This window comes from Streptomyces sp. AC1-42W (assembly GCF_003248355.1).
Taxonomy (GTDB): Bacteria; Actinomycetota; Actinomycetes; order Streptomycetales; family Streptomycetaceae; genus Streptomyces.
Genome location: NZ_QKWY01000002.1, coordinates 2,750,454 through 2,765,567, shown reverse-complemented (window position 1 = coordinate 2,765,567; position 15,114 = coordinate 2,750,454). Strand labels below are relative to the sequence as shown.

At 70.5% G+C, this 15,114-nt stretch carries 13 protein-coding genes; 11 read left to right on the top strand and 2 right to left on the bottom strand.

The window, feature by feature from the left end; translation table 11 throughout:
* Positions 1–26: 26 nt before the first annotated feature.
* The 4 genes from DNK56_RS30340 to DNK56_RS30325 all read left to right on the top strand — a co-directional run bounded on the left by DNK56_RS30340 (position 27) and on the right by DNK56_RS30325 (position 4,121).
* Complete coding sequence (locus DNK56_RS30340; protein WP_111338972.1) at positions 27–872, top strand: TIM barrel protein; 846 nt, start codon at positions 27–29, stop codon at positions 870–872.
* A 37-nt stretch (positions 873–909) separates the two neighbouring features.
* Entirely contained in the window at positions 910–1,809 is a 900-nt protein-coding gene (locus DNK56_RS30335) for a 2-hydroxy-3-oxopropionate reductase (RefSeq protein ID WP_111338971.1), read from the top strand.
* A 217-nt stretch (positions 1,810–2,026) separates the two neighbouring features.
* On the top strand, positions 2,027–3,484 hold the full coding sequence (locus DNK56_RS30330) for a catalase (protein WP_111338970.1): 1,458 nt from the start codon (positions 2,027–2,029) through the stop codon (positions 3,482–3,484).
* 376 nt (positions 3,485–3,860) lie between these two features.
* The gene (locus DNK56_RS30325) at positions 3,861–4,121 is read left to right on the top strand and encodes a cold-shock protein (protein WP_111338969.1); all 261 of its coding nucleotides are present in this window, start codon (positions 3,861–3,863) and stop codon (positions 4,119–4,121) included.
* A 28-nt stretch (positions 4,122–4,149) separates the two neighbouring features.
* On the opposite strand, the gene DNK56_RS30320 is transcribed toward DNK56_RS30325, so the two are convergent.
* Entirely contained in the window at positions 4,150–4,896 is a 747-nt protein-coding gene (locus DNK56_RS30320; protein WP_111338968.1) for a hypothetical protein, read from the bottom strand.
* Between the two features lie 129 nt (positions 4,897–5,025).
* Positions 5,026–5,607 carry an ATP-binding protein gene (locus tag DNK56_RS30315; RefSeq protein ID WP_111338967.1) on the bottom strand — a complete coding sequence of 194 codons (582 nt, stop codon included), beginning with the start codon at positions 5,605–5,607 and terminating at the stop codon, positions 5,026–5,028.
* 201 nt (positions 5,608–5,808) lie between these two features.
* On the opposite strand from DNK56_RS30315, the gene DNK56_RS30310 reads away from it, so the two are divergent.
* The 7 genes from DNK56_RS30310 (at position 5,809) to DNK56_RS30280 (ending at position 14,997) form a co-directional block, all read left to right on the top strand.
* Positions 5,809–7,095 carry an XRE family transcriptional regulator gene (locus DNK56_RS30310; RefSeq protein WP_241990133.1) on the top strand — a complete coding sequence of 429 codons (1,287 nt, stop codon included), beginning with the start codon at positions 5,809–5,811 and terminating at the stop codon, positions 7,093–7,095.
* On the top strand, positions 7,092–7,631 hold the full coding sequence (locus tag DNK56_RS30305; protein WP_111338966.1) for a GNAT family N-acetyltransferase: 540 nt from the start codon (positions 7,092–7,094) through the stop codon (positions 7,629–7,631). The genes DNK56_RS30310 and DNK56_RS30305 overlap by 4 nt, the downstream gene beginning before the upstream one ends.
* 642 nt (positions 7,632–8,273) lie before the next feature.
* Entirely contained in the window at positions 8,274–9,485 is a 1,212-nt protein-coding gene (gene fxlM, locus DNK56_RS30300; RefSeq protein ID WP_111338965.1) for a methyltransferase, FxLD system, read from the top strand.
* A gap of 63 nt (positions 9,486–9,548) precedes the next feature.
* Positions 9,549–9,749, top strand: a complete 201-nt coding sequence (locus DNK56_RS30295; protein ID WP_199563575.1) for an FxLD family lanthipeptide — start codon at positions 9,549–9,551, stop codon at positions 9,747–9,749.
* 93 nt (positions 9,750–9,842) lie between these two features.
* The gene (locus DNK56_RS30290) at positions 9,843–12,899 is read left to right on the top strand and encodes a lantibiotic dehydratase (RefSeq protein ID WP_241990132.1); all 3,057 of its coding nucleotides are present in this window, start codon (positions 9,843–9,845) and stop codon (positions 12,897–12,899) included.
* On the top strand, positions 12,896–14,041 hold the full coding sequence (locus tag DNK56_RS30285; protein WP_111338964.1) for a lanthionine synthetase C family protein: 1,146 nt from the start codon (positions 12,896–12,898) through the stop codon (positions 14,039–14,041). Before DNK56_RS30290 ends, DNK56_RS30285 begins: the two co-directional genes overlap by 4 nt.
* Complete coding sequence (locus DNK56_RS30280) at positions 14,038–14,997, top strand: thiopeptide-type bacteriocin biosynthesis protein (RefSeq protein ID WP_111338963.1); 960 nt, start codon at positions 14,038–14,040, stop codon at positions 14,995–14,997. Before DNK56_RS30285 ends, DNK56_RS30280 begins: the two co-directional genes overlap by 4 nt.
* The last annotated feature ends 117 nt before the right edge of the window (positions 14,998–15,114 follow it).

Sequence of the window (15,114 nt, the reverse complement as noted above, 5' to 3'; positions counted from 1 at the left end):
AATACGGAAGGAGCGCCGAAACCCTCATGGGCTACCCGGACCAGCGCTTCGATGTGAACCTGTCGATCCTCTTCACGGAACTCCCGCTCCTGGAGCGTCCCGCGGCAGCCGCCGCGGCCGGCTTCACGGCGGTCGAGCTGTGGTGGCCCTGGATCGAGACCCCCACCCCCGAGCAGGCCGAACTCGACGCGCTCAAGCAGGCGCTCGACGAGGCCGGCACACAGCTGGTGGGCCTGAACTTCTACGCCGGAGAGCTCCCCGGCCCCGACCGCGGCGCGCTCTCCGTGCCGGGCGCGGAGTCGGACCGCTTCCGCGCCAACATCGAGGTGGCGGCCGACTTCGCCGCCTCGGTCGGGTGCCGGGCGCTCAACGCGCTCTACGGCAACCGGATCGAGGGCGTGGACCCGGCCGTCCAGGACGAACTCGCCCTGGAGAACCTGGTCCTGGCCGCCCGCGCCGCGGACCGGATCGGCGCGGTGCTGCTGATCGAGACCCTGAACGCGCCGGAGTCGCCGCGCTATCCGCTGGTGAGCGCGCCGGCCGGGATCGAGGTCGTGGACCGGGTCAACGCCGCCACCGGCCTCGGCAACGCGAAGTTCCTGCTGGACCTGTACCACCTGTCGATGAACGGCGAGGACCTGAGCGAGGTCATCGCCGCGTACGCCGACCGGACGGGCCACGTCCAGATCGCCGACAACCCGGGCCGCGGCGCGCCCGGCACCGGCTCGCTCCCCCTGGAGCAGCTCCTCGACGAGCTGGCGAAGGCCGGCTACACGGGCTGGGTCGGGCTGGAGTACAAGCCCGGCGACCGCCCGAGCGCCGACTCCTTCGACTGGCTCCCGCCCGCCGCGCGCACCGCCGCGCGGGCCTAGGGGCCCCTCGTACACACGCCGATCGGAAGGCACCCTCATGAGCGACAACCTCCCCAAGGTCGCGTGGATCGGACTCGGCATCATGGGTTCGCCCATGTCCGAGAACCTGATCAAGGCCGGTTACGACGTGACCGGTTACACCCTGGAGCAGGACAAGATCGACCGGCTGGCCGCGGCCGGCGGCACCGGCGCCTCCTCGATCGCCGAGGCGGTGCGCGACGCGGACGTGGTCATCACGATGGTGCCCGCGTCCCCGCAGGTCGAGGCCATCGCGTACGGCCCCGACGGCATCCTGGCGAACGCGCGGCGCGGCGCGCTGCTGATCGACATGTCCTCGATCACCCCGCAGACCTCCGTGGACCTCGCGAAGAACGCCGCCGAGCAGGGCATCCGGGTGCTGGACGCCCCGGTGTCCGGCGGTGAGGCGGGCGCGATCGAGGCCGTGCTGTCCATCATGGTGGGCGGTGAGCGGGCCGACTTCGACGCCGCGAAGCCGCTGCTCGAAGCGCTCGGCAGGACCATCGTGCTCTGCGGCCCGCACGGCTCCGGCCAGACGGTGAAGGCCGCCAACCAGCTGATCGTCGCGGTGAACATCCAGGCGTGCGCCGAGGCCGTGGTCTTCCTGGAGAAGTCCGGGGTGGACCTGTCGGCCGCGCTGGACGTCCTCAACGGCGGCCTGGCCGGCTCCACGGTCCTGACCCGTAAGAAGGACAACTTCCTGGGCCGCGACTTCGCGCCGGGCTTCCGGATCGACCTGCACCACAAGGACATGGGCATCGTCACGGACGCCGCCCGCAACGTCGGTGCCGCGCTGCCGGTGGGCGGGGTGGTCGCCCAGCTCGTCGCCTCGCTGCGCGCCCAGGGTGACGGCGGCCTGGACCACTCGGCGCTGCTGCGCGGGGTCGAACGCCTCTCCGGTCTCACGCCGAAGGGCTGACCGCTCGCCCCTCTCCAGACTTCCGGGCGGTGCCGGCGCTGACACCTGTCCTGTCGCGCCCAGGCGCCGGCACCGCCCGGAACACCTCCCCACCACGAATTTCAACAAACTGTTGACGCCGGGTCGAGGGCGTACCTACGCTCCCGGACACATCCGCACTCCGGCCCACGGCCGTCGCAGTTTCAGCAGCTCCCGTACGGAAGGTCGCCCCGACACCATGACGCAGCGTGTACTTACGACCGAGTCCGGCGCCCCGGTCGCCGACAACCAGAACTCCGCCACCGCGGGTGCCGGAGGCCCGATCCTCCTCCAGGACGGCCATCTCCTGGAGAAGCTGGCCCGCTTCAACCGGGAGCGCATCCCGGAGCGCGTGGTGCACGCCCGCGGCTCGGGCGCGTACGGCTACTTCGAGGTGACCGACGACGTCACGGCGTACACCCGCGCCGACTTCCTCTCCGAGGTGGGCCGCCGCACCGAGACGTTCCTGCGCTTCTCCACGGTCGCCGACTCGCTGGGCGGCGCGGACGCGGTGCGCGACCCGCGCGGTTTCGCCGTCAAGTTCTATACGAACGACGGCAATTACGACCTGGTGGGGAACAACACCCCGGTCTTCTTCATCAAGGACCCGATCAAGTTCCCCGACTTCATCCACTCGCAGAAGCGCGACCCGTTCACCGGCCGCCAGGAGCCGGACAACGTGTGGGACTTCTGGGCCAACTCCCCCGAGGCCACCCACCAGATCACCTGGCTGATGGGCGACCGGGGCATCCCCGCCTCGTACCGCCACATGAACGGCTTCGGCTCGCACACCTACCAGTGGACGAACGCCGCGGGCGACGCGTACTTCGTGAAGTACCACTTCAAGACCAACCAGGGCGTGCGCTCGCTCTCCGCCGAGCAGGCCGCCGAACTCGTCGGCAAGGACGGCAACTCGCACCAGACGGACCTGCTGCAGTCCATCGAGCGCGGTATGAACCCGTCCTGGACGCTCTACGTGCAGCTCATGCCGGCCGCCGAGGCGGCGGGCTACCGCTTCAACCCGTTCGACGTGACGAAGGTGTGGCCGCACGCGGACTACCCGCTCCAGCGGGTCGGCCGGCTGGTCCTGGACCGCAACCCGGACAACGTGTTCGCGGAGGTCGAGCAGGCCGCGTTCTCGCCGAACAACTTCGTGCCCGGCATCGGCCCGTCCCCGGACAAGATGCTCCAGGGCCGCCTGTTCGCCTACGCGGACGCGCAGCGCTACCGCCTGGGCATCAACCACACCCAGCTCCCGGTCAACGCCCCGCGCGCCGCCACCGCGGACAACTACGGCCGCGACGGCCTCCACGCCACGCGGTACGGCTCGCGCCACGACAAGAACTACGAGCCCAACTCGTACGCGGGCCCGGCCCAGACGGACGCCCCGCTCTCCGCCCCGCTGCCCGTGCAGGGCTGGACCGGCACCCACGAGGCGCCCGCCCACACCAAGGACGACGACTTCTACCAGGCCGGCGAGCTGTACCGGCTGATGTCGGCCGAGGAGAAGGACCGGCTGATCGCCAACATCGCGGGCGGTCTGTCCCAGGTCTCCCGGGACGACGTGATCGAGAAGAACCTCGCCCACTTCCACGCCGCCGACGCCGAGTACGGCAAGCGCGTGGCGGAGGCGGTCCGCGCCCTCCGCGAGGACTGACCCCACCCCGGACCCCCGCCCGCACCGACGCGTCCACCCGGATGAGGGGCAGCGCACGGTGCGGCCGGGCCGGGGCCGCGGCGGTGGCACGATGCCAGTGCGGTGGTATACGGGAGGGCGGCCCGGTCACCAGACCCGAAGGCCCGCGCAGCCCCCCTTCGCGCCCCCGCCGCGGCCCCTGTTGTTCTCCCTATCCTCCCCGAACGAGGGCGTGGAGTACGGATACGGTCCCGTACTCCACGCCCTTTCGGCGCGCCCGGCGGCGATTCGCCGCCGACCCGGTTCCGCTGCGTACATGCGACGCCCGCGTCGACGGAAGGACTGGCATGATCACGACTCGGCCGAATTCCGCGGCCGGCATCGAAGGGAGCGGCACATGGGCCGTCGCAAAAGCCCCCGCAAGGAGACAGCGGTCGTGACCGCGACGGTGCGCGAGTGGCGCGACGAGGAGGGGTGGGGCGTCCTCGACTCCGCCGCGACCCCGGGAGGGTGCTTCGGCCACTACTCCACCATCGAGGCGCCCGGCTTCCGCACCTTGTCACCCGGCCAAGAGGTCGACCTCGTCTGGGAAGCCCCGGGTTTCAGACAGGACGGCTACGCGTACCGAGCGGTGAGCATCACCCCCCGGCGCGCCTGAACCGGAGGCGGCACGAGTGCCCCCGCCGCTACGGTCGCCCTCGCGTCGGCAGAAGACGCGGAACGCGGGCCGAACCTGCCGACTCGGCGGCCCGGAGCAAGGTATCCGCGAGGAGCAGCGTGTCCTCCGCGTCCAGGTAGTCGAAGCGGATGCGGTTGCCGCCGTGCCGCTCCCGGCACTGACCGCAGACGGGCACCGACTCCACGAGCTGTGCCCGGCCGGTACCGGCAACCGCCTGCGCAACCTCCTGGGCGAACCGCTCGTGGTCGTGCCAGTCCGTGAGGTCCAGGCCGCGCAGGATCGACTCGTCGCCGCCGAGGCCGCGGTAGAGGAGCGTGGCCGCGTCCGGATCGAACGTGCCGATGTCGATGAGGGCGCGACTTCCGATGGTCTGGATGTCCACGTGCCGCTCGACGCCGGTGGCGGCAAGGGCTCGATGCAACTGCAGCGCCGCGTTCTGCACCTCCGTGAGACGGGCCTCCAACAGCCGCCCGATGCCTCGGACTTCCTCCTCCGAGGAAAGGGTGAGAACCAGCTCGCCGCCGGGGTCGGCAGAGTGGTCTTCGAGGTGTACCACCTCGGCGGTGATTCCCTCGGCAAGCAAATGGGCTCGTACGTCTCCGCACGTCCAGGGGTGGGCGGCCGAGGAAGCCAGGCGCAGGCGGCAGCCACCCGGTGCAGCGCCCTCCTCCAGCTCGAAGCCGAGACCGGTGTACTCCAGGACGCGCTTCAGCTCGCGTGCGGTGGCCACTGCGGTCGTCAGCGAGTGCGTCATCGAACAGTCCTCGTCAGGTAGGTCGTGCACCTGCTTGTGGTGCACAGGTGTGTGGCGTACGTGTGTGGCGGTCGGCGACTCGGGGGGCCTACGCGGGGGCGCGGTTGCCCAGGCAGCCGGCCGACGCGGTCAGAGTTCTCGGATGCCGACGAGTACGCGGCCGATCAGGTTCGGTTCCACCCGTGCGTCCTCGGGCACCCGGCAGCCGTCCGTTGCCGGCCGGCCCAACGACGACGACGTCATAGCGTCGCGGCCCTCACCCGGACCCGTGGAAGCGAGCGCGATCTCGGCCCACACCACTTTCCCCGTCGCGCTGCGCGCCGGGTAGTAGCCCCAGGCTCGACTCAGCGCCGCAACGATGAAGATCCCCCGCCCACCCGTCGCGTCGACACCGACCTCCTTCAGAACCGGCGGCCTGGCATCGCGGTCCCACACCGACAACCGGATGGCGCCGGACACGGCTTCCAGCGCCAGTTCGAAGGTCCGCACGTCGCTCTGTGACGAGAGCGGCGGCGCCGGCTCCTCAGCGTCCTCCGAGTGCCGCACGGCGTTGGTCGCCAGCTCCGACACCAGAAGCCGCGCCGTCTCGACGACGTCGGCAGCCACTCCCCAGCCCGCGAGAACATCGGCGGCGTGCAACCGCGCCAGGGCGACGGCGTTGGGCGTATCCGCCAACACGAGCCGACTCCTCCGGGGCTGTTCGTGGTGCATGACAGGTCTCCTGATGTGAGCGATGAATTCGAGGGCGATACGAACCGCTACCGGCCGCTCGCGGAAAGTGACTTATCCAGGTAACTCCCCTCCCCCGAGGGCTGGTTAGGGCGTTCGACTGCATGCCGAGCGGGCTTGCCTAGGGTGTTTTGACCCGCGTTTTACCTGGTCGGCGGATAGCTCGCGGGCTACCGTGCCCGCATGGACGCGATCCGCAACACCGTCCTCGAGGCGTGGATGACCGAGCACGGCTACAGCTCCAACAGCCTGGCCGATGCGGTGAACGGGGCTGTCGAGGAACTGACCGGGCGCATAGGAGGGCTCGACGGGTCATCGGTGCGGGCATGGAAGGCGGGTCGGGTCACCTGGCCGAAATCGGCGACCCGTAAGGCGCTTGAGGCCGTCACCGGATTACCTGCCGTCGCCTTGGGGTTCGTGCCACGAGGTCGGCCGCCGTCCATCTCAGCACCATCGCAGCAGGAGGAACCCGACATGAAGCGCCGTACCCTCGTCGGCGGAATCGCCGCGGCGGCTGCCGCAGCAGCGGCGGCCCCGGGGACCGCGTCACCACGCCGGATCGGCATGAGCGACGTCAACCGGCTGAACAAGCGCTTCGCCGAGATCATCGCCAGCGACCACCGCCATGGCGGGCAACTACGCATCGAGGAGCAGGCCGCCGCACTCGCCGAAGAAGCGCTCAACCTCCAGAACGCGGGCAGTGCGACGCAGCGAGTACGCAACAGCCTGTACGCCTCCGGGGCCGCGTTCCGTTCGTCCGCGATGTGGGCGGCGATCGACGGCCGGCGCTACGACGTCGCGAAGGCGCACATGCGCGAGGCGCAGGCCCTGGCCGAGATGTCGGGAGACCAGGCGATCAAGTTCCGCATCTGGAGCCACGCCGGCACCATGTACCGCCACATGGGCCGCCCCGCCGACGCGATCGCCGCCAACGACGTGGCACGAAACCTGCACATCACCCGCCGCGACCCGCTCTTCGCCTCCTTGGGCCTGGCCCGCCAAGGGGCGATCCACGGCACGGCCCAGCACCGGACCGAGACACGGCGCGCGTTCGAGCAGGCACAGGACGCCATGCAGCGCGCCAATCCCGCTGACCACCGACCGGTCTGGTTGCTCGCCTTCTACGATCAGGCCGAACTGGACTCCCTGGCCCTCTCCGCGTACCTGGCACTCGGCGACTACCCCACCGCCGAGTACCACGCCCACCGCTGCCTGGCCTCACGTCGGCCCCACATGGTCAGGTCCCGCGCCATCACCACGACGCGCCTCGCCCACGCCCTTCTCGCACAGGGGGCAGCTGATGCGGCTACAGCCGCCGCCATGAAGGTTCCCGCAGACGCCGCCACCCGGCACGCCCGTGTATCGCGCATGCTCCAGGAATTCGGAGCTGCCCTCCGCGCCACCGCGCCGCACAGCACCGCCGCCCGAAACTGGACCGAGCACACCACCACCTGGAGGACGGCCGCATGACCACAGCACCCACCGCCGAGCTGCGTGTCTTCAGCAGCTTGGAACCCATCCGAGGCGACCTCCTCGATGTGTACGCCGAGGTACGTGCCCCGCTGCTGCATCTGCCGAACTACGCGGTCACCGCATTCGGTGAGCGAATCGACCGGCATTCCACGGAACCGGGCTTCACAGCCGTCCTCGCATACGCGGACGGCCAACCGGTCGGCTACGCGTACAGCAACACCATTGAGCACGGCGACCGATACTGGCAGCGCACCAGCCCAGCCCCGGCGAAGCAATACACCGAGCGTCCCGCGAGGGCACTCAAGGAGATCGGTGTCCACCCTGCCTGGCGCAAGACCGGCACCGCCCGCCGCATCCACGACACCCTTCTCGCCACCGGCGACGTGCCGTACGTGACGCTCATGGTGAACGGAGCCGCAGGTGACGGAAAGGTCCACGCGCTCTACAAGTCATGGTGCTACGAGGACATCGGCCAAAGCAGGCCGTCCCCGGCCTCCCCGGTCCTCACCGTGATGGTCCGCTCCATCCGGTGACCGGTCGCACGCCACCTGCCGGTAGTGGGGACCGCCTTGGTGAAGGAGCCCTCGCAGTAGCCGACCCCACGTGCTGCTGCCCGCGCGTATTTGCGATTGATCGTGTCCAAAGGTCGCAGGCCGGGCAGTACGCCAGGCGCGTGCGACGGCTTCGAGAGCATCAGAAGGGCCAAGGCAGTTGAGCAGTAGCCCCCAGGTCACCTGATGGTTGGTTGATGCCCAGCGGGTGAGGGATCGAGCCGCTGCTGCCGGACCGGACACCTCGGCCTGGTGGGCAGTGGCGTTCAAGTTCCGCACCGGGACACCGTGGACGATCCTGCCCGAGCGCTTCTGCTCGTGGAAGCACAGCTCGTCGGGCCCCCCGCCTGCCCGATCTGCCGGACCCCCAGATCCGCTGCCACGCGCCTCGTGCACGTACCAGGCTCGGTGGAAGTCGATCGGGCCGGTGGTCTGCGCGCTGTCAGGCAAAGGCGTCGCCAAATCGTCCTAGGAAGCTCATCTCGGTCCCACGCCGAAGCACCTAACCAGGACCGGCTCGGACGGAGTTATCTGAGCACACGGCTTCGCACCAGATGTGACGGCCGGGCTGTCGGGTGGTGACTACTTCGACGCGAGCTCGGCACAGCCGAGAAGGAGAACGGTATGGAGAAATCGTCCGAGCAGGAGTTGCGCGATGCGCTCACTGAAAGCCTCATCGAACTGGGGGCTGCCCGCAGCCCTCGCGTGATCGCCGCGTTCCGCAGCGTACGCCGTCACCTGGCCACCCCCGACGCGGACATGCTCTCGACGTACAGCGCCGAAGTCGCGACGATCACCAAGACCGACGAGCACGGGGTACAGATCAGCTCGGTGTCCGCGCCTCGCATCCAAGCCATGCAGATGGAGCAGGCCGATCTCGCGCCGGGGATGTCCGTGCTCGAAATCGGCTCCGGCGGGCCCAACGCCGCCCTCCTCGCGGAAGTGGTCGGGGACACCGGCCACGTCGTGACCGTGGACATCGACCCGGACGTGACGGCCCGTGCCTCGGCCTTCCTGAAGGCGACCGGGTACCGCAACGTCACCGTGCTCACCGCGGACGCGGAGAACGAGATCCCCAACAGCACTCCGTTCGACCGAATCGTGGTAACGGTTCAGGCTGCCGACATTCCGCCGGCCTGGCTGGACCTCCTCAAGGAGGGCGGGCGCCTCGTCGTCCCGTTGCGGATGCGCGGCATGACCCGCACCGTGGCCTTCGTCCGCGACCGGGACCGGCTTGTCAGTGACGGGGTCGAACTGTGTGGCTTCGTGCCGATGCAGGGTGCCGGGGAGAACCGGGTCCGCCTCGCCGTGCTGCACGACGTGGCGGGCGAACAGGTCGGTCTCCGCCTGGACGGTCACCCCGAGCCGGACACCGAAGCCCTGGCCAAAGCCCTCTTGACGCCACGGAACACGCGGTGGTCCGGTGTGACGCTCGGCGGCAGCGAGTCCAACGAACATCTCGACCTGTGGCTCACCACCGCGCTGGACAACCTGCCGCTGCTGGCCGCGATGCCAGGCGCCCGTGATCGCGGGCTGGTCACCTCGGTGTCCCCGCTCGGCATCCCCGCTCTCGTGGACGGCGGCAGCTTCGCGTACCGCACAGTGCGGGCCACGGACGAGGTGGACCGTTACGAACTGGGCGCAATCGGTCACGGCCCGCGCGGGCGGCGGCTCGCCGAGCGCCTGGTCGAGGAGATCCAGGTGTGGGACCGCGAACACCGCGGTGCCCGCGCGCACATCGAGGTTTATCCGGCAGGTACGCCGGACGACCGTCTTCCCGCTGACGGCCGACGCATCGAGCGGCGGCACTCGCGGGTCTCGATCACCTGGCCCTGACCACCACCGGCCACCGCCAGGTTGCACAGCACGACTTCCACCACCTCCCTGAAGGAGAGCGAGATGACACAGCGGATGAGCACCGGGTCCGGCACCGCACTGAAGGCGGCGACGGACTTGCGCACGGACGCCGGGGACTTCGACCTGGACATCGAGACGGTTTCCTCGGCACCCGTCATCGGAGCGTTGCTGAACGACACGAGCGACAACTGCGGCTCCACCTGCCAGTCGGCCTGCTCCAACAGCACCTGCATCGGCAGCTGACCCGGCGGCACCGGGCCTTGCCGCAGACGGACCCGGGTGCGGGCGCGGCAGGCCGCCCCCGGGCCCGGAACGCCGCGATCCGAAGGAGAATGGATGTACCGCTACGTTGACGCGAGCCTGATCAGATTGTCGATGGTTCCGTTCGACGCCCCCGCCCTCGACCGGCCCGGCGAAGAGGCCGGCACCGAGAAGACCCGCGCCTGGATCCAAGACGTATGGGCGGACGACACCCGCGCGGCGGCCATCAGCCACGCCTCGCCCTTGCTGGCCCACGCCGTCCGCGACCTGCTGGCGGGCAAGCCGACCACGTCCCGGCGTCTCCGCGGACTCGGCCGGTCCCTGGCCCGCTACCTGCTCAGGATGCGATACCGGGCAACCCCCTTCGGACTGTTCGCCGGGCCGACCGTCGCGCGTATCGGGCAGAACGCACACGTCCGCTGGGGCCCGCTGCCCCGCGCGACCGCGCACGCCGACGCCGCATGGCTGCACTCCATCACGTCCGCCCTGGAGAACGACCCGGCCGTACTGCGCTGCCTGACAATCGTCGCCGACCCCACCCACGTCGTACGCGGCACCCGGATCACCGTGATGAACCAGCCCGGCGAGGGCGGGCCGACCGACACCGGCCTGCGGCGCACCCGCGCTGTGGAAATGGCCCTGTGGCTCGCTCGCACGCCGATCCTTGTCCGCGACCTGGTGGCCGGACTCGGCGCCGAGTACCCGGAAGCGGCCGTCGAGGACATGATCCGCACACTGGTCAAGCACCGGGTGTTACTGACCGGACTCCAGGCACCGATGACCGCCCCCGATGCCCTCGGCTACTTGATCGCCCGCATCGACGAGAGCGGCGCCGAGACGCAGGCGGCCGACCGGCTTCGCGACGTCCAACGTGTTCTGGGCCATCACAACCGTGCCCATCCCACCGAGCAGCCGGGCCTCCGCGCACAGGCGACCGACATGATGACCGCGCTCAGCGGCGTCGCCGGGCAGGGCCTCGTGGTGACGATGCGCCCGGACGCCGATGTCGTCCTTCCCGAGGCCGTGGCCCGTGAGGCAGCGCGGGCCCTGAGCCTGATGGCCCGGATCACGCCCTATCCACACGGCTCGGCAGCCTGGCGGGACTACCGGGCAAGGTTCCTGGACCGCTACAGCATGGGCACCGCCGTCCCGGTCCGTGAACTGACCAGCCCTGACACCGGCCTCGGCTTCCCCGTCGGGTACCGCGGCACGACCCTGCCCCGCCCCACCCTCGCCACGACATCGCGCGACGAACACCTGCTCACCCTCGCGCAGAACGCCGCGCTGACCGACCAGCGCGGAATCGTCCTCACCGAGGAAGACATCGAGGCGCTGTCGGTCGGAGAACCCACCGCTCTCCCGGCCCACGTCGAACTGTGCTTCAGCGTCTTCGCACGGTCGCTCCGCGCGCTGACGGAGGGACGCTTCGCCCTCTCCACCATCGGCCTGTCCCTCGCGGCCGGCAGCCTCACCGGCCGCTTCCTGCCGATGCTGGACACCACCGACCGGACTCGGATGAAGGCCGCCCACAGCACCCTGCCGCCCCTCACCGAAGGCGCGCTTCGTGTCCAGGTTTCAGCTCCCCCACTGCGCCGGCACACCTCCAACGTCGGGCGCGCTCCGCTGGTCGCCGACGAGGTACTGGCCGTCGGCGAGTACAACCCGGACGCCACCATCACCGTGGACGACCTGGGGGTCGTCGCCGACGCCGAACGTCTCTACCTCGTCTCCCTCTCCACGGGGCAGTGCCTGGAACCCTCGGTGATGAGCGCGGTGGAGCTGAGTACCGCCACGCACCCCCTGGTCCGGTTCCTGACCGAGGTCCACCGCTGCCACACCGCCATTCCCCTGCCCTTCGCCTGGGGCGTCGCAGCCCAGTTGCCGTTCCTTCCAGAGGTGCGCCACGGCCGCACCATCCTGTCGGCGGCCTGCTGGCGTCTGCGCGCCCGCGACCTTCCGGACGCCGGCCGGTGGACGGAGGACTTCATGGACTGGCGCATGCGCCACCGCGTGCCACGCACCGTGTTCGTCGGCTCCACCGACCAGCAGCTCCGCCTGGACCTCGACCGGGCCGGTCATCGCGACCTCCTGCGAGCGGAACTGGAACACCACCGCGCCCTGTCCTTGCACGAAGCGCCGGAAGAAGACGCCTGTGGCTGGATCGGCCGCGCCCACGAGGTGACCATGTCGTTCGCCGCCGACCAGCCGCCCGCCCCCGCCCCCACCTGGCACACTGTCGTCCGGCGCCAGGACGGCCGAACCCCGGGCACGGCCGACACCGGGTACCTGAAGCTGTACGGCAACGCCGAACGCGCCGGCGAAGTCCTCAGCACTCACCTGCCGTGCCTACTCGACGACGTGGCCGCCGTGTTCGGAGAGTCCTTCGCGCACGAGGACTCTTCCGGGTCGGCCGGGGATGTGGCCGCCCCGGAGGCATGGTTCGTCCGGTACGCCGACCCCGTCTCCCATCTCCGCATCCGCTTCAGCCTTCCCCGGCCCGGCGACTTCGCCGATCTCGCCCGGGAAGTGGGCCGCTGGGCGGACGCGCTGCGTGAGGAGGGCCTGATCCAACGCGTGCAGTGGGACACCTACGTTCCCGAAACCGGCCGTTACGGGACCGGCTCCGCCCTGGCCGCCGCCGAGGACTGCTTCGCCGCCGACTCGGCCGCCGCACTGGCGCAGCTGCGCCTCGGCCTCCCCGCAGAGCTGCGCCCGGCCGTCACAGCAGCCTCGTTCATGGACATCGCCACCGGCTTCCTCGGCTCCCCCGGCGCCGCACACGCCTGGCTGGCCGAACACCTCGTTCGCGGCGACGGCGCTGCGGCGCCTCGGTCCACACAGGCGCTCGTCCTGCGACTCACCGAGAACGACAACCCGGGCGCGCCCCTGAGCGACTTCCCAGGTGGTGGGGCCGTACGTGACACCTGGCAGCGCCGCCGCGACGCCCTCGCCCGCTACCGCGGCAAGCTCCTGCGGCCAGGACCCGCACCGGAGACTGTGCTGCCGTCCCTTCTGCACATGCACCACAACCGCGTCGCCGGAATCGACCCCGATGCCGAGGCCCTGTGCCGGCGCATGGTCCGTGCCGCCGCACTGTCCTGGAGCATCCGCACCGAAGGAGCCGTGCGGTGACCGTCGCCCCACCCGCCGCCGACAGCTCACTGTCCGCGCGCCAGTCGCTCGCGCACGGTCCCTTGAGCACGGCGCTCCTGCATATCGAGCGCGCACTGCGCGGTACGGGCGACTGGGCGGAAGCCCATCGCGTACTCGCCGCCACCGGCCCGCTCATCGAGGGCCGCGACGCGGGCCTCTTCCTCGGTGCTCCCGCGATGGCCTTCGCCCTGCACCTGGCTGCCGACGGAACCGAACGCTACGCCGGGGCCCTGCACACCCTGGATCAGGTCGTGGCCGAGCACACCCGCGCACGGCTCGCTGCCGCCCACGACCGGATCGACGCGGGCCGACGCCCCACGTTCTCCGAGTACGACCTGCTGCGTGGCCTGACCGGGATCGGCGCCCTGCTGCTGCGCCGCAACCCGCACGGTCCCGAGCTGCGCGGCATCCTGGACTACCTGGTCCGCCTCACCGAACCGCTCACCGACCGCGCCGGACGGACACTTCCCGGCTGGTGGGTGGACCACGCTCCCGCCACCGATCAGAGCGCCACTCCCGGCGGCCACGCCAACGCCGGGATCGCACACGGCATCGCCGGCCCACTCGCCCTGCTCTGCCTGGCCATGCGGGCAGGCGTTCACACCCGGCGCCAGGAACTCGCGATCCGCCGCGTCTGCCAATGGTTGGACGACATCCGGCAATGCGACTCCTACGGACTGCGCTGGCCTCGCTGGATCAGCCACAGCGGCTCCACACCCGTCCGGCCGGCAACACCGAGTTGGTGCTACGGCACACCGGGCCTCGTACGCGCGCAGCAGCTCGCCGCCATCGTCCTGGAGGACACCGACCGCAAACGCATGGCCGAACGAGCACTCACCCACTGCCTCACCGACGCCCGCCAACTCGGTCTGCCGGCCGACCGCGGTATCTGCCACGGAGTCGGTGGCGTCCTGCGTACGATGCAGCGCGTGGCGTCCGACGCGGACAGTCCCGCCGGATACGCCCGCCACTTCGAACCGCTCGTACGGCGCTACCTGTCGGCCGCGGCCCCCGGCGAAGCCGGATTCCTCGTCGGCCGTGCGGGCGCGGCTCTCGCCTACCAAGACGCCGACGACGCCACACCCAAGGGTCAGTGGGACGCCTGTCTCCTCCTGACATGACCGGCCATGACCCGGCCCGCGTCGAGCGAGCCGTCCACCGCGTCTTCAACGGCACACCCATGGAAGACGCCGCACGCACGGCGCTCATCCCCGCAGAACAACTCGCCGAGGCCGTCGAGCACTACCAGGCGGCCGGCCGCACCGCGTTGGAGACAGCTCGCACGGGCTGGCACCAGGTCAACATCAGGTTCGCGGACTACGAGCACGCCGCACGGGACTTCCGCAACCATGTCGTCCCCAGCCTCCGCCCCGGCGGACCGGTCGGCCCGTGGTGGTTCGTACGGAAGGCACCGCACTGGCGGCTGCGCTGCCACCCGGCTCCCGGAGCAACGGGGCAGGGTGTGGCGGACCACGTCGCGGAAGCCCTGAACAGCGCGATGTCCTCGGGCGTGATCGCCGACTGGCACGCGGCCCCGTACGAGCCGGAAGCCATCGCCTTCGGTGGCTCCGCCGGGTTGCCGCTCGCGCATGCTCTGTTCCACGCGGACAGCGAAGGAGTCCTCGACTACGCCCGCGTCTGCGAGGAAGCGCCGTCCCGCGTTCTGGGCGCGAAGGAGACATCGCTCCTGGCCATGTCCCTCCTCATGCGGGCCGCCCGGCTCGAAGCCGGCGAGCAGGGCGACGTATGGGGCCGTGTCGAAGAGCGCCGGCCCCTTCCCCGCGATGTGACGCCGCAACAGGTCGGTGCCATGGTGGCACCCATGAGGCGGCTCCTGCTGACCGATGCCCGTCCCCTCCTCACGGCCGGCCCCCTCACACCGGTCCGTCCGTGGATCGAGGCTTTGCAGCACCACGGCCACCGCCTTGCGGAGGCCGCAGGATCGAGCGCACTCGGCATCGGGACGCGCGCCGTCCTCGCGCGGCACGTGCTGTTCCACTGGAACCGGATGGGTTTCTCCAGCCGCCGGCAATCCATCTGGTCCCGGGCAGCACGCGAAGCCCTGCTCGGAAGCTGAAGACGCCCGGCGTGGGTCAGAGTTCGTGGTCCTCCACGGCTGCCATGGAGTCACCGCCCAGGTCGTGGAAGTTGCCGTCCCGGCCGGATCCCGTCCAGGTCCGGAACGCGGGCCCAG